Origin of the sequence: Peribacillus sp. TH27, from assembly GCF_016650915.1 — a bacterium.
Taxonomy (GTDB): domain Bacteria; phylum Bacillota; class Bacilli; order Bacillales; family DSM-1321; genus Peribacillus; species Peribacillus butanolivorans.
Genome location: NZ_JAEKEV010000002.1, coordinates 4299259 through 4319239 on the forward strand (window position 1 = coordinate 4299259; position 19981 = coordinate 4319239).

General features: G+C 35.5%; 21 protein-coding genes and 1 other annotated feature. Of the genes, 16 read left to right on the forward strand and 5 right to left on the reverse strand.

The genetic code is table 11. The annotated features are described in order from the left end of the window. Positions 1-173 precede the first annotated feature (173 nt). Positions 174-1337, reverse strand: a complete 1164-nt coding sequence (locus JFU24_RS22045; RefSeq protein ID WP_201186441.1) for an MFS transporter — start codon at positions 1335-1337, stop codon at positions 174-176. Between the two features lie 595 nt (positions 1338-1932). Continuing rightward, positions 1933-2838 carry a helix-turn-helix domain-containing protein gene (locus JFU24_RS22050; protein WP_201186439.1) on the reverse strand — a complete coding sequence of 302 codons (906 nt, stop codon included), beginning with the start codon at positions 2836-2838 and terminating at the stop codon, positions 1933-1935. Between the two features lie 168 nt (positions 2839-3006). Between JFU24_RS22050 and JFU24_RS22055 the strand changes: the two genes are divergently transcribed. The 14 genes from JFU24_RS22055 to JFU24_RS22100 all read left to right on the forward strand — a co-directional run bounded on the left by JFU24_RS22055 (position 3007) and on the right by JFU24_RS22100 (position 15101). Continuing rightward, positions 3007-3144, forward strand: a complete 138-nt coding sequence (locus tag JFU24_RS22055; protein ID WP_201186437.1) for a hypothetical protein — start codon at positions 3007-3009, stop codon at positions 3142-3144. A gap of 81 nt (positions 3145-3225) precedes the next feature. Next, positions 3226-4617: an MFS transporter gene (locus JFU24_RS22060; protein WP_201186436.1), complete on the forward strand. Its 1392-nt coding sequence runs from the start codon at positions 3226-3228 to the stop codon at positions 4615-4617. 71 nt (positions 4618-4688) lie between these two features. Continuing rightward, positions 4689-4823, forward strand: coding sequence for a hypothetical protein (locus tag JFU24_RS30845; RefSeq protein ID WP_274607075.1), 135 nt, complete (start codon positions 4689-4691; stop codon positions 4821-4823). 55 nt (positions 4824-4878) lie between these two features. Further along, positions 4879-5013, forward strand: coding sequence for a hypothetical protein (locus tag JFU24_RS30850; protein ID WP_274607075.1), 135 nt, complete (start codon positions 4879-4881; stop codon positions 5011-5013). A 55-nt stretch (positions 5014-5068) separates the two neighbouring features. Then, the gene (locus JFU24_RS30855; RefSeq protein WP_274607074.1) at positions 5069-5203 is read left to right on the forward strand and encodes a hypothetical protein; all 135 of its coding nucleotides are present in this window, start codon (positions 5069-5071) and stop codon (positions 5201-5203) included. A 55-nt stretch (positions 5204-5258) separates the two neighbouring features. Next, positions 5259-5393 (forward strand): hypothetical protein, encoded by a 135-nt coding sequence (locus tag JFU24_RS30860; RefSeq protein WP_274607074.1) that lies wholly within the window; start codon positions 5259-5261, stop codon positions 5391-5393. A 95-nt stretch (positions 5394-5488) separates the two neighbouring features. After that, entirely contained in the window at positions 5489-7375 is a 1887-nt protein-coding gene (locus JFU24_RS22065; RefSeq protein ID WP_201186435.1) for a B12-binding domain-containing radical SAM protein, read from the forward strand. 25 nt (positions 7376-7400) lie between these two features. Further along, on the forward strand, positions 7401-8366 hold the full coding sequence (locus tag JFU24_RS22070; protein WP_201186434.1) for a multinuclear nonheme iron-dependent oxidase: 966 nt from the start codon (positions 7401-7403) through the stop codon (positions 8364-8366). Continuing rightward, a complete protein-coding gene (locus tag JFU24_RS22075) occupies positions 8351-9145 on the forward strand; it encodes a hypothetical protein (RefSeq protein ID WP_201186433.1) in 795 nt (264 codons plus the stop codon). Before JFU24_RS22070 ends, JFU24_RS22075 begins: the two co-directional genes overlap by 16 nt. Continuing rightward, entirely contained in the window at positions 9135-10373 is a 1239-nt protein-coding gene (locus tag JFU24_RS22080; RefSeq protein ID WP_201250497.1) for a UPF0489 family protein, read from the forward strand. The genes JFU24_RS22075 and JFU24_RS22080 overlap by 11 nt, the downstream gene beginning before the upstream one ends. Then, the gene (locus JFU24_RS22085; protein WP_201223261.1) at positions 10370-11443 is read left to right on the forward strand and encodes a TldD/PmbA family protein; all 1074 of its coding nucleotides are present in this window, start codon (positions 10370-10372) and stop codon (positions 11441-11443) included. Before JFU24_RS22080 ends, JFU24_RS22085 begins: the two co-directional genes overlap by 4 nt. Before the next feature lie 13 nt (positions 11444-11456). Continuing rightward, complete coding sequence (locus JFU24_RS22090; RefSeq protein ID WP_201186429.1) at positions 11457-12152, forward strand: cupin-like domain-containing protein; 696 nt, start codon at positions 11457-11459, stop codon at positions 12150-12152. 331 nt (positions 12153-12483) lie between these two features. Continuing rightward, positions 12484-12719, forward strand: a binding site (T-box leader). A 58-nt stretch (positions 12720-12777) separates the two neighbouring features. Further along, positions 12778-14127, forward strand: a complete 1350-nt coding sequence (locus JFU24_RS22095; protein ID WP_053347511.1) for an amino acid permease — start codon at positions 12778-12780, stop codon at positions 14125-14127. Between the two features lie 296 nt (positions 14128-14423). Next, positions 14424-15101: a phosphatase PAP2 family protein gene (locus JFU24_RS22100; protein ID WP_201186427.1), complete on the forward strand. Its 678-nt coding sequence runs from the start codon at positions 14424-14426 to the stop codon at positions 15099-15101. Between the two features lie 177 nt (positions 15102-15278). Here JFU24_RS22100 and JFU24_RS22105 read toward each other — a convergent pair whose 3' ends face one another. The 3 genes from JFU24_RS22105 to JFU24_RS22115 all read right to left on the reverse strand — a co-directional run bounded on the left by JFU24_RS22105 (position 15279) and on the right by JFU24_RS22115 (position 18606). Then, entirely contained in the window at positions 15279-16667 is a 1389-nt protein-coding gene (locus tag JFU24_RS22105) for an L-cystine transporter (protein WP_053347509.1), read from the reverse strand. A 236-nt stretch (positions 16668-16903) separates the two neighbouring features. Continuing rightward, a complete protein-coding gene (locus tag JFU24_RS22110) occupies positions 16904-18043 on the reverse strand; it encodes a DUF4179 domain-containing protein (protein ID WP_201250498.1) in 1140 nt (379 codons plus the stop codon). Further along, positions 18040-18606 carry a sigma-70 family RNA polymerase sigma factor gene (locus tag JFU24_RS22115; RefSeq protein WP_201223263.1) on the reverse strand — a complete coding sequence of 189 codons (567 nt, stop codon included), beginning with the start codon at positions 18604-18606 and terminating at the stop codon, positions 18040-18042. Before JFU24_RS22115 ends, JFU24_RS22110 begins: the two co-directional genes overlap by 4 nt. Positions 18607-18810: 204 nt before the next feature. Here JFU24_RS22115 and JFU24_RS22120 point away from each other — a divergent pair, with 204 nt between their 5' ends. Then, positions 18811-19317 (forward strand): GNAT family N-acetyltransferase, encoded by a 507-nt coding sequence (locus JFU24_RS22120; RefSeq protein WP_201186424.1) that lies wholly within the window; start codon positions 18811-18813, stop codon positions 19315-19317. A gap of 158 nt (positions 19318-19475) precedes the next feature. Next, positions 19476-19934, forward strand: coding sequence for a VOC family protein (locus JFU24_RS22125; protein WP_201186423.1), 459 nt, complete (start codon positions 19476-19478; stop codon positions 19932-19934). Positions 19935-19981 lie beyond the last annotated feature (47 nt).

Here is a 19981-nt window from a genome sequence, read left to right on the forward strand (position 1 = left end):
TTCAGGGATTTATAAAAATGATAGACAAGACGAACAAAACAAGTACTCCCTAATTTGTTTCTCCATGCTAATGTTAACGGCTGCCCCTTATTTCGCTAACGGAATGCAAAAAGAGCATGTTTTGATTAAGTTTAATCAAAACATGCTCTTTTTTATACAGTTATGTTTTCAGATTATATAGCTTCCTCTGCAGTATCGAGCCTCTTGCCATATATCCGATAAAGAACCAAGGCAAATACCATTCCTATAAAGGAGATGGAGGAGATGAACAGGTAAAGAGTCTTGCCTCCGAAAGCCCCATATATTGCTCCGCCTATATAAGAAGCCATGATTCCCGAAACTCCAAAGAACAATAGCGCCAGTACGGTCTGGCCTGTGGCACGCCACTCCACCGGAACAATCCGATACAGGTACTGAATGGCAGCAGAGTAGAAGATCGGGAAAGTCAATAGCTGCATGACTTGCAAATAAGCTAATAGATGTGGATCGGTAATCCAGGCAGAGACGAAGTAACGAATAAAGAAAAACGCAGCTGCGAACGAAATAATAATGATTTCCTTACCTTTACGCAGCCACCAGAAGCTTAAGGCGAAAACAACAATTTCACTTCCTGCTGCTAAGAACCAGGTCAAGCCTACAAGCTTGGCACTTCCTCCAAGTTCACGGATATATACTCCGAGGAAAGTATCATTCATCCTTGCTGGAACAGCACAGATAAAGACCAATAACAAGAAAAGAAGAGTCTCTTTATTACTGAAAAAATGCTTAAGGCTCTTTAAGGTGACAGGTTTCCCTGAAACGGGTGCATCAGGCATCATCCAGCTGACAATGAAACTGATCAAACCTATGACGGCAAAAAGGAAGGCCAGGCTGTTTGCTCCGAAAGATGACATAACATAGCCAGTGATCAGCGAGATGACCGCATAACCCAATGCACCATATGTCCGGATGGAACCATAACTGATCCCAGATTTTTCCGCAATCGTAAAGTTGAGGCTTTCCGTCAGGGGATCAATCGGCATCAGAAAGAAATATAGCAGCATGGCAAACAGGATGAGTTGAAGATAACTGCTTGAGTCATATAGAAAATATCCGATTACGCTCGAGAAAAAGATAAGTAACAACAGGACTTTACGTATAGTCCTCGTTTTGTCGCTGATCATTCCCCATAAAGGCTGGGTAATGAGGGTGACAAAACCTCCTGTACCAATGATGAATCCGATTTGGGCTGGACGCAAACCTTGATCAGCCAGATAGACTGGGAGAAACGGAATGAAAATGGCAAGCAGTCCAAAATATAAAAAGTTAAAACTTTTTAATAATCGTAGTGCTTTCATAAAAAGTATGATACCTCACGTGTTCTATAGATTGGTTTAATTTCAACTTTGTTATTGTAACATTGATGACAGTTTTTGAAAAAATAGATTTTATTTTTATGGATGGAAATAGACAGATAGAGTTGGTTTCGAGAGGTTCTGGACCCATGAGGGTAAGATGCCTTTCAAAATGACATCGAGGAATTCCCCTATGCTATCCTTTGCTTTCCAGCTTGAATGAGCTAGGTTTCTTTTGTTAGTCCTGTTCATGACGTCTAGTTGAATGGTTTGAAAAAGGTGGTTTCTTGGGATTTTTTTAGTACGGGTTATTGATTTTTGTGTACCTCGATAAATCTTGGCTATTTTTGATTGAAAATATAAAAGTCTTTTTTTAGATGGAAATTTCCAGTTTGAATTGAATGCTTTCCTTTTGATATGCCATAACCGTTTTCCCTTAACTCTCGTGCTTGATTATCGGTAATAATGATATGCAGTCTTTTTACGTTCCAAGACGGACACATTCTCTAAAAAAATTATTGTAAAGGACTTAACTAGAATATATCAGTGACATTATACTAACCAAAAAAGTACAGCATTGTGTTGCTATGTGAATTCTTCAATCTTTATACACTTTAAGAGATTTCTTTATCTCATAGAGTCTTTCCTGAACGACTTTCTCAAATTCGTAATTCTGCTGCAATAAGAATATATTCCTTGCCTCTTCATACCCTTTTGTGGCACTTTCCATGTTGTTCATTGACTGCAAGGATTGGGCACGTTGATATAAAACTTCTCCCAATAGGTACATAGATTCTTCCCGGGTTAAAATTTGAATAGCGTCAGAGCAAATTTTTATAGATTCATAATATTGTGCGTCCTTATGTAAGGATTTTGTCAATCCGTAATGAATCCGGACTTTAATTCTATAATTCATTGAAGTTTTTGGAAGTTGTTGAAATTGCTTAAGGGCATCTTCGTAAGTGGCAATTGACTTTTTATATTCAGTAATTTCGTTATAAATAATGGCTTTGCTATTCAAAATTTCTATTTTTTGAGCAGAAAAAATATGAAAATGAGTAGATAAGTCTAAGGCTCGATCTAAAAAATCTAGGGATTTCAATATATCACTATCACAATAATATGCTACGATCCCCAAATGCCAGAGGATGAATTGTTTATTGATAGATGACTGGAAATCTGCATGGTATTGTTCTGCTTCGAGAATCCGTTTTACCTGCCGATACTCTCTATTTCTAATTGAAACCCTTACTTGAGATTTCACTTCCTCACTATATTCCATTCGGTCTGAATAAGTTTCTAAAAGTATATCTTCAATGCTGATACCTAAACGTAATGAGAGCTCATATAAAGTAGTCGCTAATGGAATGACTTTCCCCTTCTCTATGTTGCTTAGTTGTGCTTGAGTAATGATTCCCTCTGCCATAACTTTTTGTGTTATACCTGACCTTTTTCTTAAAGTGTAGAGAACATTTCCAAGCTTAAAAGGAATACTTGCATCCATTTTATCAACTCCTAAAAATATAAATACTTTTATATTTTTTTATGTATTTCATTGGAAACACCAAAAATATATCGAAAAAAATACCCTGTAGCAGTCACGCAAGAAAAATGTACCATATTTGGATGGTTTATACTAGTTGTATCAATCAATATCGGGAGGTTAAGGTATATGAAAAAAATATTAGTATCTGGGTTCTCCATTCTATTAATGCTAGCAATGGTTTTACAATTCGATTCAAGCGTCAAATTGGCTGTAGATGATCGGCCTACAATAAATGATCTGCCGAATCAGCATGAAAAGATTTAAATACCAATATGAACCTATGTTAAAAAAGGAAGATGCCTAAAGGGGAATTTAAATAAAATAAATAAAAAAAGGATTATATATATGAAAATAAATAAGGATCAATTATTGATTATAACCATTTCTTCATGTGTTATAGCTAGTGTGATGTCTACGTCCATGTTGACGATTGCATTCCCTAATCTTGTAGACTATTTTAATATTTCTTATTCCACGCTTCAAATTAGAAATATTCTATTCTTTTCTTTTTTCGCATTTCTCATTCCGCTTTTTGGTAAAGTGGCGGATGTATTAGGCGCAAGAAAATTGTTGATATTTGGCCTATCGCTATTCATCACATCAACCATTCTTAGTGGGACCACAAATAATTGGAATTTGTTCTTGCTCTACCAGACGCTTCAGGCAATTGCAGATGCAATGGTAGTACCTGCACAGGTATTATTAATCAGGCAAAGTTTTAAGGATAATAAATTAGGGTGGGCTTTTGGATGGTTTTCCGGAGTTTTAGCGACTGCCACACTTATTGGACCAGCTGTTGGTGGTTTGGTAATAAAATATTACTCTTGGCAAATGATATTTGGAGTATTGATTATCATAAGTTGCATATCCTTAATTCTTGTATTAATGGTAACTCCCAAATCAAAAAAAAGAATCACGGCAAACCTTCATTTACCTTTAAAAAACAGTTTGGCTTTACTAGTTATGGTAATCAGTTTTCAATTCATATTCAATGATGATATTAGTGTAGTGGAACGGTCGCTTTCTATTGTTGTTACGATATTGAGTTTAATTTTATTTATATTTTATGAACGGGCAAACCACGGAAATACTTCTTTGCTTCCAAGAAAGGCAATAAAAAACACCATTTTTATCTCTTCAATCATAAGAATATTCGTTCTTTTTCTCATCACAAATGTAATAGTGCTTTACATTCCAAGTTACATGCGGGATGTACACAATATTCAACCAGATATTGTTGGCTATATCATTATGGCAGATTCGATACTGGCGGTTTTGTTATCTGGGTATGCCGGTAAACTTGCAGATTTAAAAGACAATAGAAACCTTTTACTTTTATCTATTTCGATTTCCATAATTGGAATGGTAAACCTTACTTTGACAATGTTTAATGGCAGCTTAATTTTCTTTATATTTGCATTTCTCCTTTTTGGATTGGCCGGTGTCATTTCCATGCCCACACAAAATAAAATTGCTATGTTGTCCGTTCCTGAGGAAGAAACAGGGGTTTATATGGGTTTGTTCCAGATGGTACAGTTTGGAACTGGGGCTTTCGCTGCGGGGGTATTCAACACTTTTCTGGACTATGGTACTGACCAAGGTGAATTTTCCCAAGTTGGTTTTTCATACGTGTTAATCATTTGTATAGGATTATATTTGGTGGCTATAGGAACAGTCGTTTATGATAAAAGGCTTCTAAAGAGCAATATAAAATTGTCTTTGAAAGAAGAAGTATAATTCTCGTTTATCTGAAAGTGAAATATACCAAGAAGAGACAGATTTGAAGTGATTTTAAGGAGGTGAAACATATGACTAAGCAAGTGGAAAAAACACAAGCGGAAAAGCTAGTGGAAAACCTTGAAGTAATCGAAGCTAAAGAGCTAGAAGTAGGGAGTGCATTTCATGCGTTCCGTTTCAGTGCAGTGACGGACGCAGAAAAATAGATTAAAGCCTAGGAGTTACAGGCAATCCATTACAAATGTTAAGGAGGTGAAACATATGACTAAGCAAGTGGAAAAAACACAAGCGGAAAAGCTAGTGGAAAACCTTGAAGTAATCGAAGCTAAAGAGCTAGAAGTAGGGAGTGCATTCCATGCGTTCCGTTTCAGTGCAGTGACGGACGCAGAAAAATAGATTAAAGCCTAGGAGTTACAGGCAATCCATTACAAATGTTAAGGAGGTGAAACATATGACTAAGCAGGTGGAAAAAACACAAGCGGAAAAGCTAGTGGAAAACCTTGAAGTAATTGAAGCTAAAGAGCTAGAAGTAGGGAGTGCATTTCATGCGTTCCGTTTCAGTACAGTGACGGACGCAGAAAAATAGATTAGAGCCTAGGAGTTACAGGCAATCCATTACAAATGTTAAGGAGGTGAAACATATGACTAAGCAAGTGGAAAAAACACAAGCGGAAAAGCTAGTGGAAAACCTTGAAGTAATCGAAGCTAAAGAGCTAGAAGTAGGGAGTGCATTTCATGCGTTCCGTTTCAGTACAGTGACGGACGCAGAAAAATAAGTTAGATCCTAAATCCATAAAGGTGATTCAAAGAGAGTGTTAGCTTTTTAAAAACTAGCACTCTCTTTGGATAAATAAAAGGAGAATTTCTTTAGATGAAAAATTCAGATGCTATGGTAGTTTTTCCTCCTCTAACTGAAGCCAGGCTCTTTCCTTATTTAAGTTTACCTATGATTACTAGTTTTTTGAGAAACAAGGGAATGAGTGTAAGTCAAATTGATTTAAATATTGAATTATGCCATACCCTATTTAGTGAAGATTGTTTAGCTGAATATGTGAGTATCAATGAAAATGGAAGTAAAGACTTAAAATTGATATATAAAGTCGAAATGGCTAAATACTTATTCAAAGAACAAAAGCAACTTTACAATAATGTATTTATTGAGAAAAGATCGTCTGATTCATTGAAGTATGACGTTCGGTTGGTGAGACAAGGCATAGAGCTACTACTAGTAAATTCATTTTTAAAACTTGAGATTACCTCATTGGAAGAAATCCTTGAATCGGTAAGGAATTTTAGTTGGAAAAAAAGTGATATAGCAACAAAGGTTTTATACGAAAATATCAAAGAAAAAATTCTTAACGATAAGCCCAAAATCTTCGCGCTTTCTATCGCTTACTATAGCCAAATATTACCTTCCCTTTTAATATGCAAGTGGATTAGAGAACTTTCCCCTAATACCCACATTATTATGGGTGGGCAACAAATCATGATTCGTCAATCATCTTTCTTTAGCCTAAATGGATTAAATCAATTTGTGGATTCATTAGGAATATCAGCCGGTGAAGAAACATTATTCATGTTAAACAGGTATTTGAAAAACGATTGCCAAATCGGGGAGGTGCCGGATATTGTTTGGCTTAATGAAAAAAATGTTGAAAATGTCCCATCTAAGTCTGCATATAGGATCACCGATGCCTTACCACCTGATTTTTCTGATTTACCGTACAAAAACTATTTAGATGAAGAAGTGCATATGTCTTTGATTACATGTGTGGGGTGTTACTGGGGACGATGTACTTTTTGTTCATATGGTAATAGATCAAGAAAAGAAAAAAGTTATCAGCAGAAAACGGCAAGGCAAGTAGCAAGCGAGTGCGAGGATATCATTAACAATTATGGGGTTAATAGAATTAATTTCATAGATGAGAATACTAATTTGCGGCTTGTCGTCAATGCAGTCAAAATACTTAAATCTAGAGGTTATGAAATTAAATTCAGTACACGAAACCGTCTTGAGAATGTGTTGTTAGACGCTGAATTTTGTTTTGAACTAAGTAATTTAGGTTGTATTTTAATGTCTGTTGGCTATGAAACCAATTCTCAAAGGATTTTAGACTCCTTGGATAAAGGAGTGCATTCTAGTAACTATCAACAGATAATAGATAATTTACATAATGCCAACATTACGCTGCGAATGTCTATCATTGGTGGCTTACCTGGTGAAACCGAGGATGAAATTGAATGTTCTGAGGAATTTTTACTTAAAAATCAAGATAAAATTGGCATCGACGTCATGCAAATGCTTGTTTTAGAACCCGGTACTTATATTTATGAAGATACAAATAATCCTGATATCCATATTCAATCAAGCAAAAATCTAAGAGGGAACAAATTACTCAATTATGGGATGGGTAGAATGGGCGCTACATTTCAATACTCTGACGGAATAACGTTTGAAGAAAAGCTGAATAGATTCTTGCAACTGCATAAAAATGTCAACCCACAAAAGAATGATGAGCTTCCTCCTGATAAATACAAAAAGGAAGGACCGGATATCACTTCAAATACCTTATTGATAAACCCATGGACTAAAATCATTAAGTTAGATAAAACGTATATCATGGATTTTGTATGGCAAAGAATCTTCTTAGTGCCAGAATCCTTAGAAGTATTCGGAAACACACTGATAATGAGCAAAGCAGACGATAAAAAGTACCTAGAGTATTTTGTCGAAAAAGGTGTGATTAGCCTTAAATAAAATAACTTATGGGGAGGAAAGACTAATGAGCACAGTCTATCAGAAAATAAAATTTCCAAATGTAAAGGAAAAGCTTGGACTTGGTTTAGGCATGGATTTACCTTGGGGGGAAGATATAGGTTTTTCCAGCAAAGGGGACCATGACGACATCACGCCTAAGATGAAAGGCTTTTTTCAAAATTATAAAGACGAGTTTAACTATATTTTCTTTGCTTTTCAACCGAAAAATAGAAGTGTGTTAAAAGCCGAGGATTACTTTGATGCCTATGATAGATTATTCGAAGCCAATCCACATCTTAAGGCGAGAGCATTCCATCAAACGATTTTAAATATGGGGGCTACCGAATATTACAAAAAATCTGAAATCATAGAATTTACTAATAAGATTATAGAAAGATATAACATAAGATGGATTGTAGAAGATCTTGGCCTGTGGTCAATAAAAGGGAAAACCGTCCCTTTCCCCTTACCACCATATATGACACCAGCAGGATTGGAAGCTTGTATAAAGAACATCAACGAATACCAATCTGAACTGGCTGTTCCAGTTTCAGTTGAGTTTCCTGGATTCACTGAAGGTACTAACTTCTTTATTGGAGAAATAAATGGCTTTGATTATTTCAGAACATTGGTCGAGGAGACAAACTCCCCTATCACTATAGACATTGGTCATATCCTTAGTTATCAATGGTTGTTAGGGAATACAAATGAAAAGATGTTCAATGGTTTAGAAAAATTGCCTTTTGAAAACTGTTTTGAATTGCATCTTTCAGGTTGTCAAATTATCAAAGGGAAATTCAGAGATCTGCATCATGGAATTTTAATGGATGAACAAATCCAGCTTTTAGATTACTTGCTTCCTTTATGCCCTAATTTAAAAGCCATTACATATGAAGACCCTAAATATACAGATGAAGGAATATTAATTCCGAAGTCACAGAAAAATTATCAAAGGATGAAGGAGGCAGTTGAAAAATGGCAAATGGTTTAAAACCAAAGAATTATTCACTAGACGAGTTACTTTACAATTTATTATATGATTACCAGTATAGAAATAACTTTTTAAATGATGAATTTAATGAATTGAATTTATCAGCTGATAATTTAAATCACATAAAAACAATAGATAAAGAAGAGCTTGTAGCGACGGCTACAACGATTGTAAGAAATTTAATGAGTGGAAATATTGAACATAAAGGTGGTTTAAGAACTTCTTTTCCCGGTGTTTTTCAGGCTTTAGAATTCCGTGAAACCGATATAACGATGCTAATGCATAAGTTCCTGGCGTCCAAACATTTCGAGTGTTACATGGAATTGCCCTATGCAGGGGAAGGGACATGTATCGAGGAAGCGTTTTACAATTATTTGTCTGAAAACGAAGAGTTTATCCTTGCGGCTGATAATAATCATTTACTATTAAAACACGAATTTTTAAATGCCATTTTATCTATACTAACAGTCAATAAACACCCATTTTTTAGAATAGATAGTGACCTTGTTAAAAATAATGGTCATATTTACTATGCGTATCAAACATATTCTAAAGAAATATCCGAGGCACTAAGTGGAAAAAAAGTAGCTAGTGATTCCGAAAAGGTTATATGGCTATATGCAGCGACCGAAAAAAATTTAATTAGGGGCCCCATTCACCCAAGTATATTAGAAATGGTAGAAATAGGAGGTTCAAGGGAAATAAACCGCCAACAAAAGTTCAATCAAGACCAGATAAATTGGATTCTAAACTTAGGATTAATCAAGAATGATGGATAAAATATATGTATTTGAGGAACATAGTGAAGTATTTTCATATTGGGTCAATGAAATTCCTAGGAATAGTACCTTGGTTTATTTAGATCAACACTTAGATTTAAAGTTCATAGAAAATTCAAAAATGAACAGAATTAGTCAGTCCATTAAAGAGGGTCTGTGTATTGATGAATTAAAAAAAGATATTCCTTGTAGGGAAGATGGAAGATATTCTTATGGAATTGATGACTTTTTGTACGCCGCAATACAAGAGGGTCTTTTTCGGAAAATTATATGGGTATACCCTCATATGTTAGGAGAAAAAGGATTTAGTGAATTACTTTGGGGGCTTTTATCTCTTGTGCCAAATCATGGAAAAGAATTCATATCAAGCTTTAGAAATGGGAAAAATTCTGCTTCTGTACAATTAAATAATATTGAGTTACATGTCACGACTATTGAATATCTGGGAGAATTCATAATTAATGAACAGGTTATTGTAGATATTGATTTGGATTATTTTTATGATCCCAAGACTAATGATTTATCCAATGATATAGACGAAACCTTAAATGTATTGAACAATCTAGGCCTCATTAATCAAGTGAAAACAATGACCTATTCAATCAAAAGTGGGTTTCTACCTGAAAGTTTCAGGTGGATAGGGGAATATATAGCCGGGCAAATGGGGAGGGAAATTGTATATTCCAAGGAAGATAAGATTTCCCCTAAGGTAACGATGGAGAAAATTTCATCAAATAAAAAGTTGAGTCTAGCAGAAATAGATGATTTAAACTTTGAATTGAAACCATTAGGAGCAATAGGGTGGAAATTGAAATCCATTCTCTATACCCAATCTGGTGAAATTGAGCTTGCTAAGAATTGCTATCAAATAGCGACTAAAACAGGTGATGATTCATATTGGGCTGCCTATGTTTTAGGAATTCACTTTTTCAAGGATAGTAATTATGAAGAGGCTTTAAATTGGTTTAGTAAAACTGGAAATATAGTGGATACCATCGAGGCACATGGCCTAATATTAAGTTTAATTTGTTGCCTTCGTTTGGAGCTGTATCAAAAAGGATATTATTTATCAAAAGAGTGCATCGAATTATTACCCATGAGAATAGAGGGTTATATATTGGGTGAAGTATTCGCATCAAAACTAGGAATGAAATTACTGGATTTTGATGGCAAGATCCATTACGATCCTTCGCAATTAATAATTAGTCGAGCTGATACGAAACCATGAACAATGAATATTTAATATCATATGATTCAACTGTTGAAGGGGTTGTTTCACCAAGGTGCGATAATGAAAAGAATAAGTTTCTTCAAGAAGAATTAAATCATTGTTTAAAATTCATTGAACGTGATAGCTATGATCACTTAAGACATTGGAAGTCTTTTAAACTTCGTATTGGATTGAGCAGTAATGAATTAAAGTATTCCATCCTTATAATGATTTTAATAGAGACTTCAACATCTATTATTCCAGTATTATGGCAAACAAGAACTAATAAGTCACCATGTACTGAATTAATGGATCATTTTGAAGTTATTTTAGCGGAAATAGAAGCTGCTTTATATGGTCAGCAACTTGAACGCAAGATTGAAACACAAATTGTGCTTGAGCCATGGACTGGATCTCATTATGTACACGAATGTTTTGGTCATACTTTAGAAGCAGATAATTACCTAGAGTATTTAAAGCCAAATGGAATAACGATGGGATACAAATGGTCAGAATATAAAATTAACGTATTCGATGATCCGACCATTCCTAGGCAAAATGGTAGTTATTTATTGGATGCGGAACAGAATGAAACATTTAGGACTCACTTAATAAAGGACGGGATAAACGTAGGTTTGCTGCATAATGCAAAAACCTGTAAGCTCCTAGGTTTACAATCTTCCTGTAATGCAAGAAGCGTTGACAAATCTTCAATTGTGATGCCCAGAATGTCAACAACTTATTTGGATTCTGGCAATATGGAAGTACAGGAGATAATTTCAGGAATCGAAAATGGTATTTATTGCAGAGGTGCCTGGGGTGGGGGATCACTTGGTTTGAATTTTGTAATCAGGCCATCATATGGTTTGGTCATTAAAAATGGGAAATTAACCAATAAAATACTTAGAAGATTTGATATTAAAGGAAACAAACTTGATTCAGCTAAAGCTATTAAGTCCCTTAGCAAGGAACTGCTTTTTTTTAATCCGGTTTTCGGTTGTAATAAAAATGGTGAAAATAATCTTAGCGTCACCCAAGGTTCACCTCATATTCATTTTGAAAATCTAACATTGTATCCCGTACTCTGAAAGGATGAGCGAATTGATAGAAAAGATACACTATAAAGAATTATCACTAATGAATTTTGAAGAAAATTATGCGGGTAAAAAGCCACTGATAATAACTGGATTAGTAGATTTATGGCCTTCTAGGGATTGGGATACAGACTACCTACAGTCAAATTATGGAGAAAGGGAAATAATCATAAGGAAATCAGGATACGAACAAGAAAAAAAATTTTACAAATCAAAACTTGGTAAATTCATTGGTATATTAAATGATAACCCCGAAAAATTGTATTGTGACTGGCCTTTTTCCATAATGGGCAATGAGGATTTAGAGAGTTATTTTGAAACCCCATCTCTATTCAACCATAATACAATCAAGACAAAAAACAACAAGAAATTAAAATGGATCTTCCTTGGTTCGGTTGGAACAGGAACCCCACTACACCAGGATTTTGAGAAATCACATAATTGGAACGCAGTAGTATTTGGCCAAAAAAAGTGGATTTTCTTCAGTCCTGATGATACTGAGTATGTGAAAGAATTTAAGCATGATTTATTCGATTTGGATTTAAAGGAGGATTCAAATTTCAAATATACCAAGCCCTACATTGTGGAACAGTTTTCAGGAGAATTAATGTACACACCTAAAAATTGGTGGCATGCCGTTCGAAACATCAAAACTTCTTTCTCAGTTAGTGAGAATTTTTGGTATAAAGATGAAAAGGAATAATTCTTCATTCCTTTTTAAGTGTACAGGATGAAAACTCGTATTTACTAAAGACTATAAGCCTTTGATAATACCACAATAAAGAGGTATAGAAGGGGATCCATCGGGCGGTTTTTCCTCTTACCTTCTGAATCCTTGTTGCCACTCGTAAGTTCTCCAGAGGACATACATCATACTTAATTTTAAATAGTATTTTACTGATTTTATATAGCTATTTCACCACAATTCACTAAGATTTGTTTCTTTTAAAATGTTATTTTAAAAAAGTTATTGACAAATTTACATCGAATCCGTATAGTATTGGATATTATTAAAAATATTCAGATATAATTTTCAAAACGCAAAGATCAGGAGTAGTAAAAGCAAATTATTCGGTAAAGAGAGCTGCGGGGTGGTGTAACGCAGTCCAATAATACTTTGAACTTGCCTGGGAGTGGTAAAGCAAAAGAATAGATCAAACCTATTCTCTTTGTTTTAACGATTAACCTTCGTTACAAGGTTTTTAAAGCAGGGTTCAAAAGAACCAATAAGAGTGGTACCGCGGTAAGCATAAGGCATATCGTCTCTTTCTTCATTTGATTATGAAGGAAGAGACGATATGCCTTTTTTGATTTTGGGAGGTAATGATATGGAAACGGACAAACGAAATTTACAGAGGACAATGACTTCACGGCATATTACGATGATGGCATTAGGCGGTGCTATTGGAGCAGGTTTATTCAAAGGAAGCAGTTCAGCCATTGATATGGCAGGCCCATCCGTAATTATTGCGTACTTAATTGGTGGAATCATCTTATTATTCATTATGCAAGGTTTAGCTGAAATGGCGGTCCGCAATAGCGGTGCAAGAACATTCAGGGACTTAGTTCAATCGATCCTAGGAAAGTATCCTGCCTATTTTCTAGATTGGATTTATTGGAAAATGTGGGTATTGAACATAACGGCAGAATCCGTCGTTGCAGCGATTTTCATTCAATATTGGCTGCCTGGATATCCAATTTGGATACTGGCATTAGCTGTTTCTGTGTTAGTTACAGCGATTAACTTGCTGTCGGTAAAGGTTTTTGCTGAAACGGAGTACTGGCTTGCGTTAATTAAAATTACCGTCATTATTGTGTTCATCATGGCTGGATTATTGTTACTGCTCGTAACTTTTGGTGATCATACAGCCGTCGGTTTCTCTAACTTGACTGACCATGGTGGTTTCTTTCCGAATGGATCAACAGGTTTAATCACTGCGATGCTTGTTGTGATCTATTCATATGGTGGTACTGAAATTATTGGGGTCACGTTAGCTGAAACGAAAAATCCCGAAAAAGTGGTTCCAAAAGCCGTTCGCAGTACATTGGTCAGGATCATTTCTTTCTATATCATTCCATTTTTCATCATCGTTAGTTTAATTCCTTGGAACGAAGTAAACGGGGTGCCTGAAAGTCCGTTTGTGATGGTCTTTCAAATGATAGGGATTCCAGGTGCCGACCATATTATGAACGCAGTTGTTCTACTAGCAATCATTTCATCGATGAACTCTGGACTGTATGGTTCATCTCGCGTATTGTATACACAAGCCGTGGACGGTCGCATTCCGAAAATCTTTTCACGTTTATCCAAGAAGAAAGTTCCTGTTTACGCAATATTAATGTGTACTTCAGCTTTATATGGCGGTGTACTGATTTCCTTATTTGCTGGGAGCAAGACCTTCGATTTCCTAATGGGATCGCTGGGATATACCGTATTATTTATCTGGTTAATCATAGCTATAGCTCATCTGAAATCACGTAAAAAACATCCTGAAAAAACAAGTGCCTATTCGGTTAAATGGTTCCCTTATACAACTTGGGCTGCGATCATCGCTTTAATAACGATCCTGATTGGAATCATTTTCACGACATCCATCATCGTAACGATTATTACACTTAGCATCTACTTCTTTATTACCTTAACTTATGTATGGAAAAGACGCTTTAATAAAATCTAGAAGGAAGAGGGGCTACCCTTTTTCTCTTATAGTGTAGTTCCAGTTTCATATGGTCAAGAAAAGTATTATCGAACGAATGAGAGAGTTGGATAAAGCAACTTATTTAAGCCATGGTATATATTAACATACCATGGCTTTTTTTATCATGAGAAGGTCTATTATTAGAAAGAGTCAAAGATATCATTTAATAGTTCCTGGGAATCATTAAATCTAGCATGTTATGAGTCCAATTGAGTGCTAAATGTTGTATAATAATCTTTGGAAAATAACCATTATATTGAAAGCCGGAGCGAACTATGAAAAACAATACTCTTTTCTCTTTTCACCCAGTATGTTATTTATTACTTTTGGTACTTACTAGTTCTATTTACTCGATCATCAATCAATCAACAGGTCATGCTGTCGATGTTACGACTCTAATAGATGGGGAGATTCCCTTCATTAAAGAATTTGTCGTTCCTTATTTACTTTGGTATCCGTATATATATGGATTGATGATTTATTACTGTTTTGTTGACCGCAAGCATTATTTTGTTGCATTAGGTAGTTTGGTTAGCGGAAAACTTCTCTGTTTTATTGTATATTGTTTTTGGCAAACGACCGTACCACGTCCAGAAGTGGTGGGGAACGATATCTTTGCCAATTTAGTTCGACTTGTTTATAGTCATGATCAACCTGTTAACTGTTTACCTAGTATTCATGTACTGACAACATTTATTATGATGATCGTTGTGTATAAACGGAAAGACCAGCATAAATGGGAGTTTGCTAGTGTCACTGCATTTGGAACACTGATTATTTTATCCACGCTATTTACGAAACAGCATGCTGTTTTAGATGTACTAGCAGGAATACTCCTTGCATGTGGGGTGTATGTTTCGATACAGTATATGTTCCAAGCACTATCAGCCTATCGGACCAATCATTATGCAGGGAGACAAATAAAAAAAGAAATAAAAAATACGGATCTATAGGTATTTTGAGAAAATGCCTTGATCCGTTTACAAGAAAAATGCCACTGTAAGATACCAGCTCTTAGGAGCGTATATCTTACAGTGGCATTTTATATAGGCTTCTTAAGTAAAATACATTTTACAATCAATGAGAAAAGCACCAATCTTCAAGAAATAAGAAGATTGGTGCTTTTGCTTTTACATTTCAGCTTCTATTTTCAATGATGATTCTTCGCTGAATTTTTCCTTATCCAGGTCACCCGTTATTTTACTTGTTAGAATACCTGAAGTCATGCTTCCGCTGACATTCACAGCCGTTCTTCCCATATCGATCAATGGCTCAACGGAAATCAAAAGTCCCGCCAAGGCAATTGGCAAGTTCATTGCTGACAATACTAGAATAGCAGCAAAAGTTGCTCCTCCACCTACGCCAGCAACCCCGAAAGAGCTAATGGCTACAATGGCAATTAACATGGCAATAAAGGATGGTGTTAGAGGGTCAATACCCACTGTTGGAGCGATCATGACGGCTAACATGGCCGGATAGATGCCGGCACAGCCGTTTTGACCAATCGACAAACCGAAGGATCCAGCAAAGTTGGCAATTCCTTCAGACACTCCTAATTGTTTCTGTGTTTGGATGTTCAATGGCAGAGCACCCGCACTTGTTCTTGAAGTGAAGGCAAACGATAATACTGGGAAAGCTTTTCTCAAATATACCACTGGATTCAATCCGGCAAGCGTCAACAATAACAAATGAATCAAGAACATGACAATTAGGGCGACATAAGAGGCTCCCACGAATTTTCCTAATTTCAGGATAGCGTCCAGATCACTTGTCGCTACCGTTTTAGTCATGATCGCCAAGATTCCATAAGGCGTTAAACGTAGAATTAACGTTACCACGCGCATGATGATGCTGTGCAATGTATCTACTATTTTAGCAAAAAACTCAGCATGTTCAGGCTGCTTCCTTTTGACCCCTAAATAGGCAATCCCAAGAAATGCAGCAAAAATCACAACAGAAATAGTTGAAGTCGGACGGGCTCCCGTTAAATCCTGAAACGGATTTGACGGAATCAATTCAAGGATTTGTTGCGGCATCGTTTTATCTTGAATGGTACCGTATGTTTCCGTTATTTGATCCCCACGGCTTAACTCTGCATCTCCTTGCTCAATTTGAACGGCTTCTAAATTGAACACAGTTGCGGATGTAATCCCCACGGCTGCTGCAATCGCAGTCGTTCCAAGCAAGATCCCGATAATCAGGACACTGATCTTTCCGATATTGCTAGTTAGTTTCAACCTTGTAAAGGCGGACAAGATAGAGATGAAGACAAGCGGCATAACAATCATTTGCAGAAACTTAACATAGCCTGAACCTACAATGTTAAACCAATCGACTGATTTAACAATCGCTTCTGACTGAGGTTCATAGAAATACTGCAAAAGAAGACCGAATACAATCCCTAATCCAAGTCCAGTAAAGACCCTTTTTGTAAAAGAAACATGTTTCTTATTCATATAAAATAAAACGCCTAAAAGTACGAGCATAATAGCAAGATTTAAAAATACATAACCAATCATATATTTCCCTCCTCAATTCCGATTAACCAAATAAGATTAATTAATATCTGAAATTATAATACATCATTTTTTATTTATTTACCAGAAGAAAATTATTTATTTTTGACTTGGAGAGGAATTCATGTATTTATCCATATTCAAGAACTGAATAAGAAGGAACAATAAAAGAGAGGTATACATGAACCTTTCTCCACTCACGGATCAGGGTTTCAGTATACCTCTCATAGATACAATTATTACTTCTTCAAATCAATCACGATATCATCCAATACCAACTCTTTGGGAGCACTACTCGGTTTTGTTGGGAAGGATGACACCTTTTCTTTACCATCTTCCGTTATGGTTACTTCCCCATGGTTCTCTGAAGTGAAATTACGTAAGGACAAATGAGGAGTTGCAATCAGTTTCGTAGCGTTCTGATCAATTTTTTGGAAGGTTTTACTCCAGCTCATATTATAAGAACCGAAACCTTTTCCTCCGTTGCCTTGTCCAGCGTACACATTTCCTAAGTCATCTTTAATAGTCAATTCAACATAGACCTCATCCCACTTGTTTTTAACTAAGTCGGAAACTTCTTGATTGTAATGAACGACAAAGGACATCGGTGATATCGCGATTTTTTCAACGGACACCTTTACTCCATATTGATCTACACTTTTATTAATAACCTTTTCGTTGCTTTCCGTTGCTTTTAGAGAGAATGCAAAGTTCCAATTTCCTTTTATCTCTTTATTCGTATCGGTAATACTAATGCTGTTAATATCCCAGTCTATATTTACCGTATTTTCTTTAAGCTCATCTAAATTACTAGCCGTTAGTAAGCCTACATATTTTTTATCAGCTACTTTTGTAATTCCATCTGATCCTGCTTGGGCTTTTATTTCTTTTATTTGTGGGCCGGGAATATAGAATGATCCGTCACCCAAATCTTCTTCACTTTCAATGGTATAAGTGATGGTTACTGTTTTTCCATCATAAATGGCGTCATTTATCGTGAAAGTAAGGCCATTGCTTTCTTCGGTAAGGCCAATTTCGTTGGAGTAGTTCTTATAATCACTATAAAGACCCTTTCCATCATTCTTGATATCATCATAGAGACCAGTATTTCCATTACCAAAAAAGCTAAAAATATCTCCAATCGAAGGAATGCTTTTAGCAGAAGCTGTGAATGATAATCCAATGGTTGCGGTGGATAATCCTAATATAATGGAAGCAGCCAGAACTTTCTTTTGCCAACCCTTCATTTTTTTCTTCTTGCTTATTGATTTTTTAAGAGTTCTTTTGACTTTAGCTTTTTCTAGTTCAGTAACTTCCATTTCCTCAAATTCAGTTTCGTCTATGTCTATATCATTTAATAATTCATAAATATCCTTCATACTACGCTGCCTCCTAACTTAAGATTCGTAGCTTTTTGATTTAGTTTCTTCTTTCCTCTATAAATTCGATTGTCAATCGAAGCTTTGGTTAACCCGAGTTTTATCGAAATATCCTCATTCTTAAAACCTAGAAAGAACTTCAAGATAAAAATATCTCGATCAACAGGCTCTAAAAGCTCGATTAACTGAAGTAGTTCCGTTCTATCTTCCATCATAATCAGTTCGTCTTCTGCTGATTTTTCTAGATTCACATCGGTATAACTTGAAGTAAATTCCACTTTCTTAGTAGCTTTTCTGTAGGAATCAATCGATTTAAACTTAGCGATCGCACAAATCCATTTTCTGAAATCTGTTGAATCGCCATGGAACTTTTTCGAATTGTTCCAGATGGAGAGAAAAATATCATTGATACATTCTTCAATAATTCCTTCGTTCTTAAGGGGGGAAAGAATTTTAAATGTGATCCCCTTAATCAATGGCAAGTAATTATCAACTATAAATTCTAATGCGTCTTCTTCTTGTCGCTGCAGCCGTTGTATAAAATTTTCATCAGTAGACTTCATGTAATGATTCCCCTTATTTTTTTGTAAAAGCTTTTACACCTTATACAACGTATGGAAAAATATTTATTCTCAAAAAGATTTGGGAACTTGATAGGGCAGGTATTATCAGGAAGGATATGTAAATAGGTTTCTTGAATTATAGGGTATTGAAGTTATCAAACTTTGTAAAGATGAGCCAAGTGTTTTGGAAAGGGATGAGTAGTGATGGAAATATTTATTGATAGGCTAAATGAACGAGATGCGGAAGAGTTATTTACATTTGAATGCAATAATAGAAGGTTTTTTGAACAAACGGTCCCAAGTCGTGGAGATGATTATTATACCTTCGAAACGTTTAAAAATAGACATAGGGAATTATTAAAAGAACAAGAAGAAAATATCTCATATTTTTATCTCATTAAGAATGACTCAGGCTCTATTGTCGGAAGAATTAACTTGGTGGATATTGATAATACCAATGGCTCGGCACATGTGGGTTATAGAATTGGAGAGAAGTATACGCAAAGGGGAATAGCCAATAAAGCATTAAAGCTATTAGTAAACACAGCGGCAGAATTAAGTGTAAACCAGATACATGCGAAAACAACAAGTAACAATATTGCCTCTCAAAAAGTTTTAGAAAGAAACGGATTTATACGGATTTCTATTAATGAGGAAAAAAATGAACACGGTCAAAAGGAAACGTTTATCTATTATTGTAGGACAATATAAAAATTCGGACTGAAAAATAGGCGATTGAGATATTTAGGAGATGAACCAATGAAAAAAATGATAGAACATACAACATTCCCAAAATATTTTACCGGCATGAATGTTTCGCAAGAATAGTAAAAGCTTTCATTACTTTGAACGAGAACGGAGAATCTACTATGATAGAAGGTTTATATGAAGCCCATTTACCTGTTAAAGACTTAGCCATTTCAATGGAATTTTATAAGAAAATAGGCTTGAAAATGGCATGGAAGGATGAAGATACTGCCTTCTTTTGGATCGAGGAAAACAAAAGTTGGGTAGGTCTGTGGGAAGGGGAAGAATATCAAACTCCATATCACCCTTCACTACGGCATATCGCTTTTCGAGTATCTTATGAAAATATGAAAAATGCTTTGACTTGGCTTCAATCCCTGCAAATTCAAGTTGTCCCTTTTGGAAAAAGAACGTCCATTGAACCTTTTGTTCGTCCCCATCAAGGGAACGCTTCCGTTTATTTTAATGATCCAGATGGTAATAGTTTGGAGCTTATGTGTTCAATAGAAGTACCTGATGCATATAAGCATATGACCAATAAACTTTCACTTGAAGAATGGGAAGAATTACTTACTAAGTGACTAATTAACTATTAATAAAAATGCCAAAGTTATATAAAAAGCTGATC